Genomic DNA, 20,463 nt, shown 5'->3' on the forward strand with positions numbered 1-20,463 from the left:
CGCCGCACATGTTCCAGATCCCGATCCAGGCGGCGATCGGCGGCAAAGTGATCGCGCGCGAGACGGTCCGCGCGCTGCGCAAGGACGTCACCGCGAAGTGCTACGGCGGCGACATCACGCGCAAGCGGAAACTTCTGGAGAAGCAGAAGGAAGGCAAGAAGAAGATGCGGCAATTCGGCAAGGTCGACATTCCGCAGGAAGCCTTCATCGCCGCGCTGAAGGTCGACAGCTGAGGCGAGCGCCGAAGTCCGCCAGACGGATACATCAGCGACCGTCATGCCCGGGCTTGTCCCGGGCATTCACGTTTTTGGAGCCATGGATGGCCGGGTCGAGCCCGGCCATGACGACAACGGCGAAGTTCGGATTCCACAGCGAGATCGGGACGCGTCGCAGCGTCTTGCTGGCCCGCCGACAAAAATCTCGAAAACAACCCCATGCACAGTAGCCGCGGCCCTGCAGGTGCGATTTCTGTTTTTGCGAATATTGTTTGACGCGTCGGGCAAAACACCGGCAGAATGCCATCATCGCGGTGTGTGTGTGTGTGTGATCGCAGAGTTCCTGGCGTATGAGGTGGTCAAACCCGCGAGGGCGAGAGGCTTTCACCGCAAGAGAACTTCTTTCAGAAACGTCTTCACAAAATCGCTGACGCATTCGGCGACATAAGACTGTTTGCCGGGCCATTGGGAGAGACTGAACTCAGGCGTCCGCGGGCGATCAATCACCTTAACGCCCATGGTTGACGACGCGAGGGGACGCTCATGTGCTCGGGGACTCAAATCGGGACCAATCAAGTCGAGATCGACTCGGCGCCCACCGGAGATGAGAAACAGATCCGTCTTCTTCTCATCTTGCTGAACAACTGAAAATACCGGGATCAACCCAAAAATCATGTCAGAATCGATCGGAACCAACTTCGCGGAAACGCCATGCCGAACAATTCGAACTTGCGTAACTCGCTTTTCGCAAAGCAAAACATAGAAGTCATAGCGAGTCGTGCCCGCAGCAACGGCAGCTGACAGTTTCAATGCTTTGATGATCCGATACATCTCGGCCTTGAACTTAAAACCGTTCGCTGGGGTATCTTCAAAGACCTCGGCGCTTAATTCTCCTCCCTCGCTGATGCTTCCCGCGACTTGAACCAGGATACTCTTGATGAAGGCCTCGATGGAGGCTTGCACTGCAGCGAACAAAGCATTTCGATCCTCACGGGCTTTGTCAGCGTCTCTCTTTAATTGATTGTCCTTTTGCAATTGCTTTCGGATATCTCTGATAATTCGTTGGGATTCGTCGTCGAGCACATTTTGACGCGCAATCGACGCCCATTCGCTGATTGTAGTTAGGCCAGAAACGACTTCCGCCATTTCTATGCGGCGCTCTCTGGGCGCAACCATTCTTGCGAACAACATGCGGAGCATTTCGGCACGTTCGCCGGAAGGAAATAACGAATCATGTTCGCTCGAATGCACGTTCTCACGGTGAAACGTACGGCCGTCGCTCATGAGATAGAAGAGAAGCTGCCCGAGAGAGTAGACGTCAACGCTGGGAGCGGCATCTGAAACACCGCCCTCAATCTCCGGAGCAGAAAATCTTCGGGGTCCGATGATGGCGCCTGACGGCGTGTCACGCAGCTCCTTCTCAAGTCTGCATATTCCAAAGTCGGACAGCCAAATAGCCAGCCCTTGGTCAGGAAATAGTATGTTCCCGGGCTTAACGTCGCGATGAACGACGCCTGCCCTGTGCGCCGCCAGCAATGCCTGGGCGGCTTGCAATCCAACCTGCACAACATTTTCTACGTTGCTGACAAAAAGAGGCAGGCGTTTCTCGGCATCTCCCCCGAGAGCAAGCGGCATTACGAGATAGTGGGCCTTGTCGGCTGGATTCGAAAGATCCGAGTGATCCAGTAATGCAACGATATTTGGGTGATTGAGCCTCTTGAGCGCAGCTATTTCGTTTTGAAATCGATCGAGACGCCTGACATCTCGCAATCGCTTGAGCGCATAGTCCTCCGGCGAAGGAGCTGCCTCATCGACGACCCTGAAGACATCCCCCTGTCCTCCTCCGCCCAGAGACGCTCTGACCCTCCATCTACTTCCATAAAGCTTGCCCATAGCTCGCCGTATTGTTGCAGTGCGATTCGAGAACTCACTCTCGGAGTGCGGCCCACTTTCGAGGCCTCGTGAACCACGAGAAATCATAGCACCTGGTTCACCGCTTCCATAAGTGCTTGAAATCGTACGCTTAGACGACTCATCGGGAGCAACAGCGATACATTATGAACCTTGCTCCTGGCCCATGGATGGGTCACGATATCCCCGCGCGCACCATCAACAAGACCAAAAGCGCGAGGAAACGCATGAGCAAGTCGTCTGGCTTCGATTACGGCTGGGTGATCGTCGGCGCGGGTGCGCTGATGACGTGTGTCGGCTTCGGCACGATGCTGTCGCTGGCGGTGTTCCTGCAGCCGATCTCGGAATCGATGGGCTGGTCGCGCGCGGGCGTGTCGGCGGCCGCGACGTTCGATTTCCTCTGCATGGGCTTTGCCGCGTTCTTCTGGGGCGCGCTGTCGGACCGCTTCGGCACACGCATCGTGGTTCTTGCCGGAAGCGTGCTGCTGGGCCTCGGCCTCGTCACCGCGAGCCGGGCAACGAGCCTGTGGCAGTTCCAGCTTTTCTTCGGCGTGCTGATCGGCGTCGCCGCCGGCAGCTTCTACGCGCCGATGATGGCGCTCGCGAGCGCGTGGATCGAGCACAATCGCAGCCTCGCGGTGGCGCTGGTCTCGGCCGGCATGGGCGTCGCGCCGGTGACGATCGCGCCCAGCGCCAGCTGGCTGATCGCGGCGTATGACTGGCGCACCGCGATGCTGGTGATCGGCATCGCCGCATGGGCCCTGCTGATCCCGGCGTCCTTCCTGGTGCGCCCGGCGCCACGCGCGGCCGATGCCGCGACGGATGCCGCGCCGGAGACGGAGCTGACCGCGGCACAGGCGCTGCGCACGCCGCAGTTCATCGCGCTGGCGGCGGCACATTTCGCCTGCTGCGCTGCGCATTCCGGGCCGATCTTCCACATGGTGTCCTACGCGATGGTTTGCGGCATCGCGCCGCTCACGGCGGTGACGGTCTACAGCGTCGCCGGCCTCTCCGGCCTCGGCGGGCGCCTGCTGCTGGGCACGCTGGCCGATCGCGTCGGCGCCAAACCCGTGCTGGTCGGCGGCCTGTTCGTGCAGGCGACATGCATCGCGACCTATCTCGCGGTCGCCCAGCTCGGCGAATTCTACGCGCTCTCGGTCGTGTTCGGCCTCGCCTATGGCGGCGTCATGCCGCTCTATGCGGTGCTGGTCCGCGAATTCTTCGGGGCGCGCATCATGGGCACGGTGTTCGGCGCGGTATCGGCCTTCGCGAGCATCGGCATGGCGCTCGGACCATGGGCCGGCGGGCTCGTGTTCGACACGTTCCAGCGCTACACGTGGCTGCACGTCGGCTCCTTCGCGATCGGGCTTGCCGCCGTCGCGGTGGCGTTGAGCTTCCCGACCCGGCGCAAGCAACGGCTCGAGCTCGGCCGCGCCGCGGCCTGACGAAGCAACGACGGCCGGGCCGCCGAAACAAGCGCGCCTCAGACGTTGCGGTGAACGTAGAATTTCGAATCGACCGCCATGACCGGGAATGACGCGGGCAGATCGGCTTTCCGCACTTCGGCAAAGCCCCTTTTCTCGTAGAACCGATGCGCGGCGAGGAATTTGTCGGTCGTGCCGAGGTAGATGTCGGTGACCCGCTGCAGGCGCGCGTGCGCCAGCAGTGCATCGAGCAGCTTTCCCGCCACGCCATGGGCTGATCCGCGGAACGGCGCCGCGACGAACATCTTGCGCAGGGCGGCCTGCCCCGCGCCGATATCCTTCAACCCGATCGTGCCGACGATGCCGCCACCGGACCTCGCCACCCAGAAGCCGCCGCTACCCGTTTGATAGAAGCCGGAGATATCCGCGAGATCGGGTTGATCGGCTTCCGTGATGGCAATGCCGAATTCCTGCCGCTGGATCGGCAGGATGACGTCGACGACGCCTCGATAATCCGCGGCGCGAAACGCATCGATGTGAATGTCAGGCATGGATGTCCCGATCGCGTCCTCGAGTGAATTCCGAACGACCGAAGGCGCTCAGCCAACGGCATTCAGACAGGTGTGCCGGAAGGCGATACGCGCAAGCGGGCCATAACCGTGCAGTTTTTCGTTCCGCCTCGTTCTTCACGATCGCGAAGCGCCATTTGCTGTGCCTCATGTTCATCCAGAAACGGACTCGCAAACCATCGCCCGATTGCAGGCAATACGAAACATCTCAACAGCCCCGAACCGAAACGAGAACCTTTATCGGCCGCGTTCGGCAGACGGGGATTTACATCATCGATCCACGAGCTTGAGAAGGGCGTTTACGACCTGGGGTGCAGACTGGCGGTGGGCTCCGACAGGCGACCCCCGCTGCACTTGCAAGGCCCCCCGGCTCCCGATGCCTGCGAGCAGGCGGTCGTCGTGAAATGAGCTGAATGATCGCCGGCGCACATCACTGCGACGCTTTGTCACTCGGAATTGCATGCTGGCGTCCTCGCAGCGTCTGGGCGCGCAGTGCGGCCTCCACACGCGCACTGCATGGAGTCATGCAAAAGCACGGCACCGATCTCCGTTGAATCACGGAGGCCGCGCCGCCCTTGTTGTTAAGCATTTTCTGGGACCTTTCCGCAAAATCGCAATCTGGAAATGCCTGGGAATTCTCGATGCTCAAGATCAGATCGATCGCCGCCCGCCTGGTGCTCGCCATCGCGCTCACCGTTGCGGTCGCCTGCGCCATCCTCTCGGGCTTTTCGATCACGCAGCAGCGGGCGCTGACGCGGATGGCGCTCGATCAGCAACTCAAGCTGCAATATGAGAGCGTGATCGCCGCGATCGACTATGAGGGACGCGCCGCGCTGGCGGTCTCGTCCGTGATCGCGGCGCTGCCGCCGGTCGGCGACGCAATCGCCCGGCAGGACCGCGACGGCCTGCAGGCGCTGCTCGGCGACGCCAACAAGGCGCTGAAGACGCAGGGTATCCCGCTGATCACGTTCCAGGTGCCGCCGGCGGTCGCATTCTACCGCGTGCACGCCCCCAAGACGTTCGGCGACGACGTCTCCGCGCGCCGCGAGACGGTGGTCGAGGCGATCAAGGCCGGCCGGTCGATCGTCGGCGTCGAGCCCGGCCGCGAGGCGCTCGGCATCTTCGGCATGACGCCGATCATGCGCGACGGCAGGAGCCTCGCGAATGTCGACGTCGGAGCCGCCTTCGGCAAGGAATTCGTCGACCGCGCCAAGAAGCGTTTCGGCATCGACCTCGCCGTCTATTCCCTCGACGGCAAGAGCCTCAACAAGCTGTCCTCGACCTTCGGCAACACCGTCGTCACCACGCTGGACCAGTTGAAGGGCGCGGTCGACGGCCAGCCGCTGCTGCGCGAAGCCGAGCTCGACGGTCATCCGGTCGAAGTCTATGCCGGCCCGATCAAGAACTACGCAGGCCAGCCGGTCGGCGTTCTGGAGATCGTCAAGGACACCACGGAATATGAGGCGGCATTCGCCGCCGCCGAGCGCAACCTGATCCTCGGCACGGTGGCGATCCTCGTCGCCGCGATCCTGCTCGCGCTGCTGCTCGGACGCGGGCTGTCGCGCCCGATCGCCGCGATCACCGGCGTCATGAACCGGCTGTCGAGCGGCGACACCAGCGTGACCATTCCCGGCAGCGAGCGTCCGGACGAGCTCGGCACCATGGCCAGGGCGGTCGACGTATTCCGCCTCAACATGCTCGAGGCAGGTGCGCTGCGCGAGGCGCAGGAGGCCGACAAGACCAGGGCCGAGATCGAAAAACAGGCGCTGCAGCGCCAGATGGCCGACCGCTTCGAGGCCGACGTCAAGGGCGTGGTGGCTTCCGTGGCCAGGGCGACCGAAGGCATGCACCACGTCGCCGGCGAGATCACGTCCAGCGTCAACGGCACCTCGCAGCGCGCATCCGCGGCCGCCGCGGCCTCCGAGGAGGCCTCGACCAGCGTCAACGCCGTCGCCGCCGCGACCGAGGAGCTCGCCTCATCGGTCACCGAGATCGGCCGCCAGGTCACCCATTCCAGCGCGGTCGCCAGCAACGCCGTGCTCAAGGCGACCGAGACCACCGAGATGGTCACGAGCCTTGCCACCGCCGCCGAGCGCATCGGCGACGTGCTGCGCCTGATCAGCGAGATCGCCAGCCAGACCAATCTCTTGGCACTCAACGCCACGATCGAGGCGGCGCGCGCGGGCGAGGCCGGCCGCGGCTTCGCCGTCGTTGCCTCCGAGGTGAAGGAGCTGGCGAGCCAGACGGCGAAGGCGACCGACGAGATCGCGAGCCAGGTCAGCGCGATCCAGGCAGCGACCGGCAACTGCGTCACCGCGATCTCCGGGATCAGCGACACCATCCGTGAGATCAGCGGCATCGCCACGACGATCGCCGCCGCGGTCGAGGAGCAGGGCTCGGCGACCCGCGAGATTGCACGCAGCGTGCAGCAGGCTTCCGCCGGCACCACCGATGTTTCCGCCAACGTCGCCGGCGCAAGCCAGGCCGCCGATCAATCGCGCGCGCTGGCCGACAATGTCATGGTCGCCTCGGGCGAGCTCGGACAGCACGCATCAGCGCTGATGAAGAGCGTGGACACATTCCTGGCAGGGCTGCGCGCGGCGTAGTCTACCGCAGCAAGACTTTCACGGCGTCATGGCCGGGCTTGTCCCGGCCATCCACGCCCTTCTCGCAACGCCTGAAAACGTGGAGGCCCGGGCCTTCGCCTTGCGGGAACGCTTCGGCCGCGCAGGCGGGACGAGCCCGGGCATGACGACCTCTGGGAATCGTCGAGCGTCGCGTGCTGACCGCCGGCCATCGATCCCGATCAAACGGGTTCAGGCGACCAGTGCGGCGTCGCCGTCGATGCCGCGCTGCGCCTGCAGCAGGCCGACGATCTCGGCGTTGGGGCGTGCCTTGCTGAAGAGATAGCCCTGCCCCTCGTGGCAGCCTTCGGCGCGCAGGCAGCTCAGCTCGGCCTCGGTCTCGACGCCCTCCGCGGTGATGGTGACGCCGAGGCCTTTGCCGAGACTGACGATCGAGCGGATGATCGCCTGGGCCTCGCGGTTGGCCCCGAGATCGCGCACGAAGGACTGGTCGATCTTGATCTTGTCGAAGGGAAAGCTGCGGAGATAGCTGAGGCTGGAATAGCCGGTGCCGAAATCGTCCATCGAGATGCGCACGCCGAGCGCGCGCAGCGCATGCAGCGTCGCCAGCACCTGGGCGCTCTTCTCCAGCAGCAGCGTCTCGGTGATCTCGAGCTCGAGCCTGCGCGGCGGCAGGCCGGACTGCTTCAGCGCGTCCGTCACCATCGCGAGCAGGCTGCCGCCGCGGAACTGGAGCGGCGACAGATTGACGGCGACGCGGACGTCGTCGGGCCAGGTCGCCGCATCGAGACAGGCCCGGCGCAGCATCAGCCCGCCGAGCGGATTAATCAGCCCGGTCTCCTCGGCGACGGGAATGAACTCGGCCGGCGAGACCATCCCGCGTTCCGGATGCGGCCAGCGCACCAGCGCCTCGAAGCCGGTGATGCGCCCGCTCGAAAGATCGATCAGCGGCTGGTAGTACGGCCGCAGCACGTCGTTCTGGATCGCATCGCGCAGCTCGACCTCGATCTTGCGGCGGCTCTGCGCCCGCGCGTCGAGCGCGGCCTCGAAGAACGCGAAGGTGCCGCGGGCATCGGCCTTGGCGCGCGACAGCGCCATGTCGGCGTTCTTCAGCAGCTTTTCCGATTCGTCGCCGTCGCCGGGCGCCATCGCGATGCCGATGGAGGCCCCGATGACCACGGAATGGCCGTCGAGCAGATAGGGATCGGCGATGGCTTCCAGCAGGCGCTTGGCCATCATCACCGCGTCTTCCGGACGCGTCAGCCCGCTCTGCACGATCGCGAACTCGTCCGAGTTCAGCCGCGCCAGCGCGTCCTCCTCCCGCAGGGTCGAGCGCAGGCGCTTGGAGACGCCGCGCAGGAGCTTGTCGCCGACGCCGTGCCCCAGCGTGTCGTTGACCGCCTTGAAATTGTCGAGCCCCAGCATGAGCACCGCGACCTTGTCGGAGCTGCGCCGCGTATGCGCGAGCATGTCGTCCATCTGCTGGCGCAGCAGGTTGCGGTTCGGCAGGCCGGTGAGGCCGTCATGCTGCGCCATGAAGGCGAGCCGCGCCTCGGCGCGCTTGCGTTCGGTGATGTCCATCAGCGCGAGCAGGACCGCGGGCCGCTCGGCATAGCTCAACTCGCGGGAATAGACCGCAAGGTCGATCAGCGCGCCGTCGGCCTTGACGTGCTTCCAGGTGCGCGCGGCCTGCTCCTCTCCGGTCGGAGAGGTGGTCCAGGGCGGCTCGCTCTCGAAGGCCTGCAGCGACCGGATCGTCAGCTTCTCGAACTCGGCGCGGCTGTAGCCGTAATGCGCGACCGCGGCGTCGTTGACGCCGAGGATGCGTTCGTCGTCCAGCGCGCAGACGATCATCGGAACGGGGTTGCCGTCGAACAGCAGGCGGAACGAGGCCTCGCGCTGCTTCAACTCGGTGATGTCGACACGCAGGCCGACGACGCCGCCGTCGTCGGTCAAGCGCTCCTCGATCAGGATGACGCGGCCGTCCGACAGTTTCTGCTCGTGCCGCTCGGCGGGCTGATACAGCTTCTGCAGCCGCTCGGCGATCCATTCGTCCTCGTGGCCGGCCGCCTCGGGATAATCGCCGCGCGCGACGCCGATGCGCAGCGTGTCTTCGAGGCGCGCGCCTTCCGCAAACAGGTCGGCGGTCTTGTTGTAGATCTCGGCGTATTTCCTGTTCCAGAGCACATAGCGGCCCTCGGAATCGAGAAACACGATGCCTTGCGGCAGGATGTCGATGGCCTGGCGCAGGCGCTCATGCGCCTTGCGCGCGTCGGCAATCGCGGCTTCCGCCTCGGCGCGGCTCTGCACGAGTTCGTCGGTCGCGACGGTAGCCCGGGCGGCGGGCGCGAATCTGGGCTTGCGCGGCCGCCGGCCGGCCCGCGCGAGCGCGGCGCGCTTTCGCTTCCCTGGTTTTCGCGACTCCGAACTCAACTCACACGCCCCAATCGCGCCCTGCGGCGCAAGTCTTTGACAAAGTCATGGGGCAAGTCTCTGAAAAAAAAGTAATCCTGGCCGCGCGCGGAGCCGGATGCGTCGCGTCACGCTCGGCGCGAATCACCCGCAATGCCTGTTTGCGAGGCGCCCGCGGCAAGGAGCGGCGCGCCAGGCCTGCTTGCCCGACGCAATCGGAGCGCGATCTGACGCAAAATTACGCGCTGTCCTGAACGATTTCCGAAATCGCGCGCGATTGCATACGCGCCGCGCCATCTTCTCACGCTGCGCACGAATTTTGGTCAGTGCAGCATAAGGTTATCACGCCGTTAAAGATCGCCGACCGGCACGGCGTCGGGCGGCACGGGAACCCCGGATGTGCCGTCATCGCGCCGCCGCGACCGTCAAGAGACCGTGAGACCGCGCGCGGCCGGCGGCCCGATTCTTAACCCTGACACGGCGTTGGGCTATAAGACGCCGGCATGAGTCCCCGCCGCATCACGCCTCTCCTGCTCGTCATCGCGCTCCTGACTGCCGGCCCCGCGCTGGCCCAGGACAAGGGCAGCGTGGCTCCGAAGCCGCTGCCGCCGCTGGCCGATCCGAACGATCCCAGGATCGGCGCCAAGGAGTTGTTCGCGCGAAAGCTGCTGCCCTCGACGGGGCCCGCGCATGTCATCGGTTCCTACGCCAAGGGCTGCATCGGCGGCGCGGTCGAGATGCCGCTGAACGGCGACAATTGGCAGGTGATGCGGCTGTCGCGCAATCGCAACTGGGGGCATCCCGACATGATCGCGCTGATCAAGCGCCTCGCCGCCAGGGTGCGCAAGGATGCCGGCTGGCCCGGCATCCTGGTCGGCGACATCGGCCAGCCGCGCGGCGGGCCTGCGCTGTCCGGCCATGCCAGCCATCAGATCGGCCTCGACGCCGACATCTGGCTGACGCCGATGCCGGACCGCCGGCTCTCGCGCGAGGAGCGCGAGGAGATGTCCGCGGTGATGATGGTGCGCCGGGACCGGCTCGACGTCGATCCGAAGGTGTTCACGCCGAGCCACGTGCTGGTGCTGCGCGACGCGGCGCAGGAGCCGGCGGTGCAGCGCATCTTCGTCAACGCCGCGATCAAGAGGGCGCTGTGCCGCGAGGCCAGGGGCGATCGCTCGTGGCTGTCGAAGATCCGGCCGTGGTGGGGACATGATTATCATTTCCACATCCGCATGCATTGTCCGCCCGGTGCCGCCGACTGCGAAGGCCAGCCGTCGCAATCCGAGGACGAAGGCTGCAAGCCCTCCGACCTCGCCTACTGGTTCAGCGACGGCGTGCTGCATCCGAAGCCGCCGCCGGAGCCGCCGAAACCCAAGCCGCCGATGACGCTGGCGCAGATGCCGGCGGCCTGCAAAGCGGTGCTGCACGCGCCCGACGCAAAGCCGTAAGGTACGTGTCCAGGCACGCTCGAACCGACCCACCGCAGTCGTCCCGGACAAGCGGAGCGCAGATCCGGGAGCGATGCGCTGAGGAAAAAATCGCGGCGCGAGCCGGCAACCACGGGTCTTCGTCAGACACAATCTCGTGGTTATGGATCCCGGATCTGCGCTTCGCTTGTCCGGGATGACGAACGAGTTGTTTGGTCCGCCCGCCTGAAATGCGCTAGGATCGCCCCTGTCGCCCGGCCGCAAGCCCGGCGGCTTGCCGGGATGCGCATCCCGACCTTCGACCGCCCGACCACATCCTCCGAATGACCAATGATGGGATCTGACATGCGCGTCCTCGCCCTGCTCGCCGCGCTCTCGATCGGCACGACGTCCGCACTCGCCGCCGAGGAACCCAGCGGCTGCGACAAGTTCAAATGGCCGATCGAGCGCGAGCGGGCCGCGCTCACCGCACCCGACCGTGCCAAGGTCGCCTCGGGAAGCGAACAGGCGGCCCTGCCGGCATCGGCCATCACGCTCGGGCTGGTCGCGCCCGCGGACGCGAAGCTGCCGACGCCGCCGGAGCGCGCGCCCAAGGACGGCACCTTCGCCGGCTTCACCAGCATCAAGACCGCGAAGGCCGGGCTCTACACGATCAGCCTGTCCAGCGGCGCCTGGGTCGACGTGGTCCAGAGCGGGCATTTCCTCAAGCCAGTGGCCTTCAGCGGCGCGACGGATTGCGAGGGCATCCGCAAAACCATGAAATACCAGCTCTCGGCCGATCCCTTCGTGCTCCAGGTCAGCGGCGCCAGGGACAATTCGCTCTCGATCGCGATCCTGCCGGCGCAATAGACGCCAATACGTTGTTGTTCGCGCATGATCTTTTCGGAAAGCCGCAGCGCACTTTTTGCGGATCATGCGTTAGACAAACGGTCGCCTTTCACCTGAAGCCCCAGCCTGCTATCTTCGCAGATGCGATATTCCCGCCGGCCGTAAGCCGTTGCGGGGACACGCGGAACAGCGCTTCCGCCGGTCGCACGCCCTGACCCACCCAACGCCAGATTTGCGCGTGCGCCTGCGCGCGCGAATTCGCACGGAGCGCTATTCATGTTTCGCATTGCCGGACTTTTCGCCGCCTTCGTCATCGTCGCGGGCGCGAGCCTTTCGCCTGCCGCCGCCGAGGACAAGACCATCACCGTGTTCGCCGCCGCCTCGATGAAGAACGCGCTGGACGAGGTCGATGCCGCCTACACCGCCAAGACCGGCGTCAAGTTCAGCGTCAGCTATGCCGCGAGCTCGGTGCTGGCCAAGCAGATCGAGCAGGGCGCGCCGGCCGACGTGTTCGTCTCCGCCGACACCGACTGGATGGACTACGCGATCTCCAAGAAGACGATCAACGAAACGACCCGGGTCAATCTGCTCGGCAACAGCATCGTGCTGATCGCGCCGAAGGATTCCAAGATCGACAACGTCACCATCGCGCAGGGCTTCGACCTCGCCAAGCTCGCCGGCGACGGCAAGATCGCGACCGGCGACGTCAAGTCGGTGCCGGTCGGCAAATACGCCAAGGCCGCGCTCGAGAAGCTGGGCTCCTGGCAGGCCGCCGAGCCGAAATTCGCGATGGCCGAGAGCGTGCGCGCCGCGCTGACGCTGGTGGCTCGCGGCGAGGCCAACCTCGGCATCGTCTATTCGACCGACGCCAAGGTCGAGCCCGGCGTGAAAATCGTCGGCACCTTCCCGGCGGACTCGCACCCCGCGATCATCTATCCCGTCGCCGCGACCACGACCGCGAAGCCCGAGACCAACGATTATCTCGCCTTCCTGCGCTCGACGGCCGCCAAGACCATCCTCGAGAAATACGGCTTCAAGTTCCTGGTCAGCCCGACCACTTGATGTCCGAGATTTCTCCCGCCGAATGGACGGCGATCCTGCTTTCACTCAGGGTCGCCGTCATCGCGACGCTCGTGGCGACGCCGTTCGGCATTGCGCTGGCCTGGCTGCTGGCCCGCAAGGATTTCTGGGGTAAGGCGGTCCTCGACGCCGTGATCCACCTGCCGTTGGTGCTGCCGCCCGTCGTCACCGGCTATCTGCTGCTGCTGACCTTCGGCCGCCGCGGTCTCGTCGGCGGCTTCCTCGCCGACCATCTCGGCATCGTCTTCGCATTCCGCTGGACCGGTGCCGCACTCGCCTGCGGCGTGATGTCGTTTCCGCTGCTGGTGCGCCCGATGCGGCTTTCGATCGAGGCGATCGACCGCCGGCTCGAGCAGGCGGCGGAGACGCTCGGCGCCGCGCCCTGGAAAGTGTTCTTCACGGTGACGCTGCCTTTGGCGCTGCCGGGCGTGCTCGCCGGCATGGTGCTCGGCTTCGCCAAGGCGATCGGCGAGTTCGGCGCGACGATCACCTTCGTCTCCAACATTCCCGGCGAGACCCAGACCATCTCCTCGGCGATCTACTCGCTGATCCAGACGCCGGACGGCGACGCTGCCGCCGCGCGGCTGGTGATGATTTCCGTCGGGCTCGCGATCGGCGCGCTGATCGCCGCCGAATGGTTCGCACGCCGCGCCACGCAGCGCCTGCACGGGAACTGACCATGCTGCGCGTCGATGTCGAAAAGAAGCTCGGTGAATTCTCGCTGACCGCGTCGTTCGAGAGCGAAGGCCGCGTCACCGGCCTGTTCGGCGCCTCCGGTGCCGGCAAGAGCTCGCTGATCAACATGATCGCCGGGCTGCTGCGCCCCGACCGCGGCACCATCGTGATCGACGGCGAGACCGTCGACGACACCGCGGCGCGCCTCCACGTGCCGACCTATCGCCGGCGCATCGGCTACGTCTTCCAGGACGCGCGGCTGTTTCCGCACCTCAACGTCGCGCAGAATCTCGACTATGGACGGCGGATGAACGGCCTCCCGCCCGATCCGGCGCAGCACACGCGTGTGGTCGAACTGCTCGACATCGGTGCGCTGCTCGACCGCCGCCCCGGAAAGCTGTCGGGCGGCGAGCGCCAGCGCGTCGCCCTCGGGCGTGCGCTGTTGTCGAAGCCGCGCCTGCTGCTGCTCGACGAGCCGCTCGGCGCGCTCGACGAAGGCCGCAAGCTCGAGATCCTGCCCTACCTCGTGCGGTTGCGCGACGAGGCCAACGTGCCGATGGTCTATGTCAGCCACGACGTCGCCGAACTGCGCCAGCTCGCGACGCAGATCGTGATGCTGAAGCAGGGCCGGGTGACATCGTTCGGCGGCGTGAAGGTGCTGACATAGCAACGAGGCGGACCGCTTGTCGGCGATCCGCCTCGCTTCAGAGATCCGCAATGGGCCGCCGGCTACCAGCCGCGATCGACGTTGCGCACTTCGCCGGTCCTGGCATCGACATCGACTTCCATCCAGCGGCCGGAATAATCCCGACCCTCGATCTGCCATTCGTCACCGGCGAACTCGGTTTGCGAAATGGTCGCGACGCCGATATTGGCCGCGACGTCGAGCGCGGCCTGCATCGAGAGCTGATCGCCGCTGTCGTAGGCCATTGCCGGTGCCGCCGCTCCGAGACCGATGGCGACGATGGCCGGCAAGATGAATGTCCGCATGAAGTGCTCCTGTCGATACGTTGATCGTTACGCGGCTAAGAACGAGCAGCGGCGCGGAGCGTTCCGGTGCGGGGATCACGAAGCCGCGCAAATCCCGGGCGGTTGCGGCGATTTGGTGGCCAGCTCGCCACAATCAGGCAAATGCGACCGTCTGCTGCTCTCTGCCAAGCACTGAGCGAGGCGCTGCAGAGCCGGGGCCCGCAACACATCGTGAGTCCCCGCTTCGCGAGCAATGTTTCACGCCGGCCGCGTCCCGGGACTCGCGCGGGAATTAAACTCCTGCCACCGACGTCCAGACATCCGCGAGCTTGCGCCGCAGCGCCTGGCTGCGGGTCAGCGGCGCGGGTGTCTCGTCCTCTTCAGGCAGACGGAGGCCGACGACGCTGACGCGGCCGCCGGAGATCGAGCGCGCTACGAGCACGATCGAATCCAGCGCGAGCTCGGCGCCTTCCTTCGGCGCCCGGTCGAGATGAACGTCGAAATAGTCGGCGAGCGTGAGCTTGCTTTCGTCCTCGCCGGCCTTCACGCCGTAGATCTCGGCGAGCTCTCCCAGCGTGTGCTCGCCGGAGACCATGAAGTCGCCGAGCAGATGCGGATCCGGCGCCGAGCTCGGCTGCATGTCGACGAAGAAACGGTCGAGAGCCTCCGCCTTTTCCGGCGGCGCCAGCAGATAGATGTAGTCGCCCGGCGCGATCGGATCGGCTTCCGCCGGCGTCAAAATGTGCTCGTTGCGGATCACCAGCGTCGGCTTCGACCAAGACGGGATCAGGCCGCGGCGGAAATACAGGCTCTTGGGACGCACCGAATAGCCGACGAGCTGCTGCTCGAGCTGGCCGGGCAGATCGAGTTCGACACGCCGCGGGCCACGCTCGGCGCGCGGCAGGGCGACGTGCAGCTTGCGCGCGGCCGGCGCCAGCGTCCAACCCTGCAGCAGCAGCGAGATGATGACGACGACGAAGGCGACGTCGAAATAGAGATAGGCTTTCGACAAGCCGACCAGCATCGGGATCGACGCCAGGAAGATCGCGACGGCGCCGCGCAGGCCGGTCCAGGCGATGAAGATCTTCTCGCGCCAGTTGAAGCGGAATGGCGCCAGGCACACGAACACCGCGAGCGGCCGCGCGACCAGCATCAGCACGAACGCGATTCCGACCGCCGGCAGCACGCTGGCGCCGAGCCGGCTCGGCGACACCAGCAGGCCGAGCAGCACGAACATCACGATCTGCGCCAGCCAGGTCGCGGCGTCGAGGAAGGCCACCACCGAATTATGCGCGCGCGTCGGCCGGTTGCCGATGATGATGCCGGCCAGGTACACCGCGAGGAAGCCGGACGCGTGCATGATCTGGGAGCCGCCGAAGATCACCAGCGCCCCCGTGGTCACGAAGGGCGCGTGCAGGCCCTGCGGCAGCGCGACCTGGTTGAGCGCGATGACGACGAGACGTCCCCCGATCACACCGACGACGGCGCCCAGCACGGCTTCCTGGACGAATTCCATCAGCACGTGGCCGGGCGTGCTCGAGCCCAGCGAGATGTACTCGACCAGCATCAGGGTGAGGAAGATCGCGAACGGATCGTTGGTGCCGGATTCCGCCTCCAGCGTCGCGCCGACGCGCGGACGCAGGCGCAGGCCCTGGGTGTGCACCAGCAGGAAGACGGCGGCCGCGTCGGTCGAGGCGACCACGGCGCCGACCAGCAGTGCTTCCGCCCAGTTGAGATCGAGCGCGAATTTCGCGAACGGCGCCGTGACCAGCGCGGTGAGGAGCACGCCGACGGTCGCAAGCACGAGGGACGGGGCGAGCACGGTGCGGATGCTGGCAAAGCGCGTCTTCAGGCCGCCGTCGAACAGGATCAGGGCGAGAGCCACCGAGCCGACCAGATAGGTCGTGCCGACATCGCTGAACTGGAGCTGCCCGGGGCCGGAATCGCCGGCGAGCATGCCGATGAGAAGGAAGACGAGCAGCAGGGGGGCGCCGAAGCGCAGGGCGAGGAGGCTCGACAGGATACCGGCCATCACCAGGACGGCACCGAGCAATATTGCGAGGCTGAAGGAGTCGAGGGAAGCCATGCGGTGCTGCGGGTTACTCCAGAAAACGGATGCCATAGGGGTCAGGGAGGCACCGGCAGCGCACTCCCTCGCCCCGCTCGCGGAGAGAGGATCGGGATGAGGCAGGCTCTCGACGCGGGCGATGACGGACGGGCTCGCGGAGAGCTCCCCTCACCCGGATCGCGTCCGACGATGCGATCCGGCCTTTCCCCGCGAGCGGGGCGAGACGAGGCGCACGTTTGCCGACAGACCTGTTCAACCTACAATCATCCTGCTCAAGCATCCTTATCGTCGCGATACCGGCTCGCCAACCCATTTTCTCCCACTCGCGGCAATCTGCCCGTATTTTGCGGACTTAACGCACATCACATGCCGGTGTATCGATGGCCGGGCCGTCCCCTTTGTGGGATTCTGCGGCGTTTTCGAATCAATCTTCCCGCCCGATCGCCGACGAGACCTCCCGATGGACATGGACCTCAAAGACCTCATGGAGTTCGCGCAGACGACCGCGCGCAGCGTCGGGGCCGAGATTTCGTCCCCCTGGTTCTACCTGCAGTTCGGTCTCATTCTGGCGGCGGCCGGCCTCGCCTATGCCACGGAGGCGGCGGTCCGCAGCCGCGTCGACATGACGTCCCTGGCGACGCACTGGCCGTTGCCGCTCCGCCACTTCGTCCGGGTGATGGTGTCGAGCGCCTCGACGGCGATGTTCACCCTGCTGGTCATTATTTCGCGCGTGGTGATGTATCACGCGACCTGGCCGAGCCGCAGCTATCTGCTGATGGTCGCCGCCAAGCTCGGGCTCGCCTGGCTCGCGATCCGGCTCGTGACGTCGGTGCTGCGCAACGCCTTCATCGTCAGGCTGGTGTCGATCTCGGCGTGGTTCGTCGCGGCCCTTTCGATCATCGGCCAGCTCGATACGACGGTCGACCTGCTCGACTCCTTCGCGATCGTGCTCGGCGGCTTGCGGCTGACGCCGCTGCTGGTGATCAAGGCCGGCGCGCTGCTGATCATCGCCCTGTGGCTCACCAACATCGCCAGCAATTTCATCGAAAGCCGGATCAACAGCGCGACCGACCTGACGCCGTCGATCCAGGTGCTGCTGATCAAGATGATCCGCATGGGGCTGCTGGCCGTCGCGGTCGTGATCGCGCTCGGCGCGGTCGGCATCAACCTGTCGGCGCTGGCGGTATTTTCCGGCGCGGTCGGCGTCGGTATCGGTATCGGCCTGCAGAAGATCGTGGCCAACTTCATCTCGGGTATCATCCTGCTGGCCGACAAATCGGTGAAGCCCGGCGACCTCGTCACCATCGGCGACAACACCGGGCGCATCAGCGCCATGAAAACGCGTTATATTTCGGTCGCCGCCGGCGACGGCCGCGAATTCCTGGTTCCGAACGAGGATCTGGTGACGCAGAAGGTCGTCAACTGGACCTACACCGACAAGAACACGCTGGTGAAAATCTCCTTCGGCACCAATTACGACGCCGACCCGCGCCTAGTGTGCAAGCTCGCCGCCGAGACCGCGGCCGCCCACCCCCGCGCGCAGAAGGGCAGGCCGCCGAACAGCATCCTGACCGAGTTCGCGGAAGTCGGGATGAAGTTCTCGCTGACCTTCTGGATCGCCGATCCCGACGGCATGGACAGGGTCAAAAGCGACGTGATGCTGTCGCTGTGGGACGCCTTCAAGCGCGAGGGCATCCGGGTTCCCTACCCGGTCCGCGAAATCCGCGTCCGTGGCGGTGCCCTGCCGGTCGAAACCACCGTGGAAGTCCCGAATTAGGTCCACTTTCGGGCGCAAGGTGGCAGGCTCGGCTTGCATGAGGGCCCGCGATCATTAGATTAGGGCCTGAAATCAAGCCTTTCCGCCGATCCCCGAGCCCGTAAAGACCGTACCCCGCATGAGCTACGTCGACGCCACCGATACTTCCCTGCGCAAGACCGGACAGATCAAGCTGCACGGGCCGGGCGCCTTTGCCGGCATGCGCAAGGCGGGAGCGCTGGTGGCCAAGTGCCTCGACGAGCTCACCGACATCGTCGGGCCCGGCGTGCCGACCTCGCATATCGACGAGTTCGTCCGCGAATTCGCTTTCAGCCATGGCGCCTATCCGGCGACGCTGATGTATCGCGGCTATCGCTACTCGACCTGCACCTCGCTCAACCACGTGGTCTGCCACGGCATGCCCGGCGACCGCCCGCTCAAGGAAGGCGACATCGTCAACATCGACGTCACCTTCATCGTCGACGGGTGGTATGGCGATTCCAGCCGGATGTACGCAATCGGCCCGATCGCCCGGAAGGCCGAGCGCCTGATCGAGGTGACGTATGAGGCGATGATGCGCGGCATCGCCGCGGTGAAGCCCGGCGCCACCACCGGCGACATCGGTCACGCCATCCAGAGTTTCGTCGAGCCGCAGGGCATGAGCGTGGTGCGCGACTTCTGCGGCCATGGCCTCGGACGCCTGTTTCACGACGAGCCGAACATCATCCATATCGGCCGCCCCGGCGAAGGCGTGCAGCTCAAGCCCGGCATGTTCTTCACCATCGAGCCGATGATCAATCTCGGCAAGCCGCATGTGAAGATCCTCTCCGACGGCTGGACCGCCGTCACCCGCGACCGGTCGCTGTCGGCGCAATTCGAGCACTCCGTCGGCGTCACCGCCACGGGCGTCGAGATCTTCACGCTGTCGCAGCGACACGGCGAGAAACAGATCGGCTGATTGCCGCCATCGTCGCAACGCGATCCTGCCATGCTCCCTGCCGATGACGATATCCCGTCAGAACGACCGGAAGGCATGAGTGAGTAAGTCGACGCGCCGCGGCTTCTTAGGACTTGTATCGGCCGGCGCGGCCGGACTGCTGCCGAGCCGCGCACAGGCCGCCCCCGCCGCAACGGATGGCGAGCCGTCCTGCATCCTGACGCCGCAGGCGGAGGAAGGGCCGTTCTATTCCGATCCGAAGCTCGTCCGGTCCGACATCACCGAGGGCAGGCCCGGCATACCGCTGCGCTTGCGGCTGCGCGTGATCGAAGCCGGTCCCTGCACGCCGGTCACCGGCGCGCGCGTCGACATCTGGCACTGCGACGCAAAGGGTCTCTATTCGGCCTTCCCCGGCCAAAGCGACGGCCACGATGTCGATACCACCGGCGGCACCTTCCTGCGCGGCACCCAGATCACCGAGACCTCCGGCTGGGTCACGTTCGACACCATCTATCCCGGTTGGTACGACGGCCGCACCACGCACATCCACTTCAAGGTGTTTCTCGGCGATCGCACGGTGCTGACCGGGCAGACCTTCCTGCCCGACGCGCTGAACGAATTCATCTACACCAACGTGCCCGACTACGGCGACCGCGCGCGGCAGCGCATGGTGATCAACGCCAACGACCATGTCATCGAACGTTCCGACCCCGGGCATCGCGCCTTCTGCGCGGTGAAGGAGGAGCGCGACCGCTACGTCGCGACGCTGATCCTCGGCGTCGACCGCCGCGCCGATGCCACCATCGGGCGTGCCGGCCCGCCGCCACCACCGCCCGGCATGCGTGGCGGACCACCACCCGGCCCTCCGCCGATGGGCGGCCCGATGTTCGGCCGTCCGATCAAGGACCGGCTGGCCGCGCTGGTGCCGGGGTTGAAGCGCGACCGATAGCGCCGTCCGGGCGATCGCGGTCAACGACACTTCCCGGTTGCAAAACGCTCCGGGTGCGGCATCCTTGCCCGCGATGCCCGCCAGAAACGACACCAGCAAGACCGACGCCGGCAAGCCCAAGCCCGAGGAAGCGCCGCACTATCACGGCCATCGCGAGCGGCTGCGCGAGCGCTTCTACAGCGCCGGCGCGGAGGCGCTCAGCGATTACGAGTTGCTGGAGATGGCGCTGTTTGCCGCCCTGCCGCGGCGTGACACCAAGCCGCTCGCGAAGACGCTGATCAAGACCTTCGGCTCGTTCGCCGAGGCCGTGCACGCGCCGGTGGCGCGGCTGCGCGAGATCGACGGCATCGGGGAAGCCGCGATCAACCAGCTCAAGCTGATCGCGGCTGCGGCCCACCGCGTCGCCAAGGGCGAGGTCAAGACCCGCAGTGCGCTGTCGTCGTGGAACGAGGTGATCGACTACTGCCGCAGCAGTATGGCTTTCGCCGACAAGGAGCAATTCCGGCTGCTGTTCCTGGACAAGCGCAACCAGCTCATCGCCGACGAGGTGCAGCAGACCGGCACCGTCGACCACACGCCGGTCTATCCGCGCGAGGTGATCAAGCGCGCGCTCGAACTATCGGCCACCGCTCTCATCCTGGTGCATGACAAGCCCTGA

At 65.6% G+C, this 20,463-nt stretch carries 16 protein-coding genes and 1 pseudogene; 12 read left to right on the top strand and 5 right to left on the bottom strand.

Going from position 1 to position 20,463, the window contains the following annotated elements; translation table 11 throughout:
- Positions 1–233: pseudogene (locus tag QM712_RS18160) on the top strand (elongation factor 4); the annotation flags it as partial.
- Between the two features lie 366 nt (positions 234–599).
- On the opposite strand, the gene QM712_RS18165 reads toward QM712_RS18160, so the two are convergent.
- A complete protein-coding gene (locus QM712_RS18165) occupies positions 600–2,108 on the bottom strand; it encodes a protein kinase domain-containing protein (RefSeq protein ID WP_415024500.1) in 1,509 nt (502 codons plus the stop codon).
- Positions 2,109–2,353: 245 nt separating this feature from the next.
- Between QM712_RS18165 and QM712_RS18170 the strand changes: the two genes are divergently transcribed.
- Positions 2,354–3,571: an MFS transporter gene (locus QM712_RS18170; RefSeq protein ID WP_415024501.1), complete on the top strand. Its 1,218-nt coding sequence runs from the start codon at positions 2,354–2,356 to the stop codon at positions 3,569–3,571.
- Positions 3,572–3,609: 38 nt separating this feature from the next.
- On the opposite strand, the gene QM712_RS18175 is transcribed toward QM712_RS18170, so the two are convergent.
- On the bottom strand, positions 3,610–4,101 hold the full coding sequence (locus QM712_RS18175; RefSeq protein WP_415024502.1) for a GNAT family N-acetyltransferase: 492 nt from the start codon (positions 4,099–4,101) through the stop codon (positions 3,610–3,612).
- Positions 4,102–4,760: 659 nt separating this feature from the next.
- On the opposite strand from QM712_RS18175, the gene QM712_RS18180 reads away from it, so the two are divergent.
- On the top strand, positions 4,761–6,725 hold the full coding sequence (locus QM712_RS18180; RefSeq protein ID WP_415024503.1) for a methyl-accepting chemotaxis protein: 1,965 nt from the start codon (positions 4,761–4,763) through the stop codon (positions 6,723–6,725).
- Positions 6,726–6,935: 210 nt separating this feature from the next.
- On the opposite strand, the gene QM712_RS18185 is transcribed toward QM712_RS18180, so the two are convergent.
- Positions 6,936–9,137, bottom strand: coding sequence for a putative bifunctional diguanylate cyclase/phosphodiesterase (locus QM712_RS18185; RefSeq protein WP_415024504.1), 2,202 nt, complete (start codon positions 9,135–9,137; stop codon positions 6,936–6,938).
- A 482-nt stretch (positions 9,138–9,619) separates the two neighbouring features.
- Here QM712_RS18185 and mepA point away from each other — a divergent pair, with 482 nt between their 5' ends.
- The 5 genes from mepA (at position 9,620) to modC (ending at position 13,793) form a co-directional block, all read left to right on the top strand.
- Positions 9,620–10,564, top strand: coding sequence for a penicillin-insensitive murein endopeptidase (mepA, locus tag QM712_RS18190; protein WP_415024505.1), 945 nt, complete (start codon positions 9,620–9,622; stop codon positions 10,562–10,564).
- 324 nt (positions 10,565–10,888) lie between these two features.
- Positions 10,889–11,392 carry a hypothetical protein gene (locus QM712_RS18195; RefSeq protein ID WP_415024506.1) on the top strand — a complete coding sequence of 168 codons (504 nt, stop codon included), beginning with the start codon at positions 10,889–10,891 and terminating at the stop codon, positions 11,390–11,392.
- 255 nt (positions 11,393–11,647) lie between these two features.
- Positions 11,648–12,433: a molybdate ABC transporter substrate-binding protein gene (gene modA / locus QM712_RS18200; RefSeq protein WP_415024507.1), complete on the top strand. Its 786-nt coding sequence runs from the start codon at positions 11,648–11,650 to the stop codon at positions 12,431–12,433.
- Positions 12,433–13,128 (top strand): molybdate ABC transporter permease subunit, encoded by a 696-nt coding sequence (modB, locus tag QM712_RS18205; protein ID WP_415024508.1) that lies wholly within the window; start codon positions 12,433–12,435, stop codon positions 13,126–13,128. Before modA ends, modB begins: the two co-directional genes overlap by 1 nt.
- Positions 13,129–13,130: 2 nt before the next feature.
- A complete protein-coding gene (modC, locus tag QM712_RS18210) occupies positions 13,131–13,793 on the top strand; it encodes a molybdenum ABC transporter ATP-binding protein (protein WP_415024509.1) in 663 nt (220 codons plus the stop codon).
- Positions 13,794–13,855: 62 nt separating this feature from the next.
- Here the strand turns inward: modC and QM712_RS18215 are convergent, their stop codons facing one another.
- Complete coding sequence (locus QM712_RS18215; protein WP_415024510.1) at positions 13,856–14,116, bottom strand: PepSY domain-containing protein; 261 nt, start codon at positions 14,114–14,116, stop codon at positions 13,856–13,858.
- Between the two features lie 271 nt (positions 14,117–14,387).
- On the bottom strand, positions 14,388–16,181 hold the full coding sequence (locus tag QM712_RS18220; RefSeq protein WP_415024511.1) for a potassium/proton antiporter: 1,794 nt from the start codon (positions 16,179–16,181) through the stop codon (positions 14,388–14,390).
- A 442-nt stretch (positions 16,182–16,623) separates the two neighbouring features.
- Here QM712_RS18220 and QM712_RS18225 point away from each other — a divergent pair, with 442 nt between their 5' ends.
- The 4 genes from QM712_RS18225 (at position 16,624) to QM712_RS18240 (ending at position 20,463) form a co-directional block, all read left to right on the top strand.
- On the top strand, positions 16,624–17,940 hold the full coding sequence (locus QM712_RS18225; protein WP_415024512.1) for a mechanosensitive ion channel family protein: 1,317 nt from the start codon (positions 16,624–16,626) through the stop codon (positions 17,938–17,940).
- Between the two features lie 118 nt (positions 17,941–18,058).
- Positions 18,059–18,877, top strand: coding sequence for a type I methionyl aminopeptidase (map, locus tag QM712_RS18230; protein ID WP_415024513.1), 819 nt, complete (start codon positions 18,059–18,061; stop codon positions 18,875–18,877).
- Between the two features lie 79 nt (positions 18,878–18,956).
- Positions 18,957–19,805, top strand: a complete 849-nt coding sequence (locus QM712_RS18235; RefSeq protein WP_415024514.1) for an intradiol ring-cleavage dioxygenase — start codon at positions 18,957–18,959, stop codon at positions 19,803–19,805.
- A gap of 73 nt (positions 19,806–19,878) precedes the next feature.
- Complete coding sequence (locus QM712_RS18240) at positions 19,879–20,463, top strand: JAB domain-containing protein (RefSeq protein WP_415024515.1); 585 nt, start codon at positions 19,879–19,881, stop codon at positions 20,461–20,463.

It is taken from the genome of Bradyrhizobium sp., assembly GCF_047605465.1.
GTDB lineage: Bacteria > Pseudomonadota > Alphaproteobacteria > Rhizobiales > Xanthobacteraceae > Bradyrhizobium.

Coding starts and splice junctions, on each gene's coding strand:
- QM712_RS18180 (WP_415024503.1), top strand. CDS start 4,761: ATGCTCAAGATCAGATCGATCGCCGCCCGCCTGGTGCTCGCCATCGCG.
- QM712_RS18240 (WP_415024515.1), top strand. CDS start 19,879: ATGCCCGCCAGAAACGACACCAGCAAGACCGACGCCGGCAAGCCCAAG.
- QM712_RS18165 (WP_415024500.1), bottom strand. CDS start 2,108: ATGGGCAAGCTTTATGGAAGTAGATGGAGGGTCAGAGCGTCTCTGGGC.
- QM712_RS18170 (WP_415024501.1), top strand. CDS start 2,354: ATGAGCAAGTCGTCTGGCTTCGATTACGGCTGGGTGATCGTCGGCGCG.
- modC (WP_415024509.1), top strand. CDS start 13,131: ATGCTGCGCGTCGATGTCGAAAAGAAGCTCGGTGAATTCTCGCTGACC.
- QM712_RS18225 (WP_415024512.1), top strand. CDS start 16,624: ATGGACATGGACCTCAAAGACCTCATGGAGTTCGCGCAGACGACCGCG.
- modB (WP_415024508.1), top strand. CDS start 12,433: ATGTCCGAGATTTCTCCCGCCGAATGGACGGCGATCCTGCTTTCACTC.
- QM712_RS18175 (WP_415024502.1), bottom strand. CDS start 4,101: ATGCCTGACATTCACATCGATGCGTTTCGCGCCGCGGATTATCGAGGC.
- map (WP_415024513.1), top strand. CDS start 18,059: ATGAGCTACGTCGACGCCACCGATACTTCCCTGCGCAAGACCGGACAG.
- QM712_RS18220 (WP_415024511.1), bottom strand. CDS start 16,181: ATGGCTTCCCTCGACTCCTTCAGCCTCGCAATATTGCTCGGTGCCGTC.
- QM712_RS18215 (WP_415024510.1), bottom strand. CDS start 14,116: ATGCGGACATTCATCTTGCCGGCCATCGTCGCCATCGGTCTCGGAGCG.
- QM712_RS18195 (WP_415024506.1), top strand. CDS start 10,889: ATGCGCGTCCTCGCCCTGCTCGCCGCGCTCTCGATCGGCACGACGTCC.
- modA (WP_415024507.1), top strand. CDS start 11,648: ATGTTTCGCATTGCCGGACTTTTCGCCGCCTTCGTCATCGTCGCGGGC.
- mepA (WP_415024505.1), top strand. CDS start 9,620: ATGAGTCCCCGCCGCATCACGCCTCTCCTGCTCGTCATCGCGCTCCTG.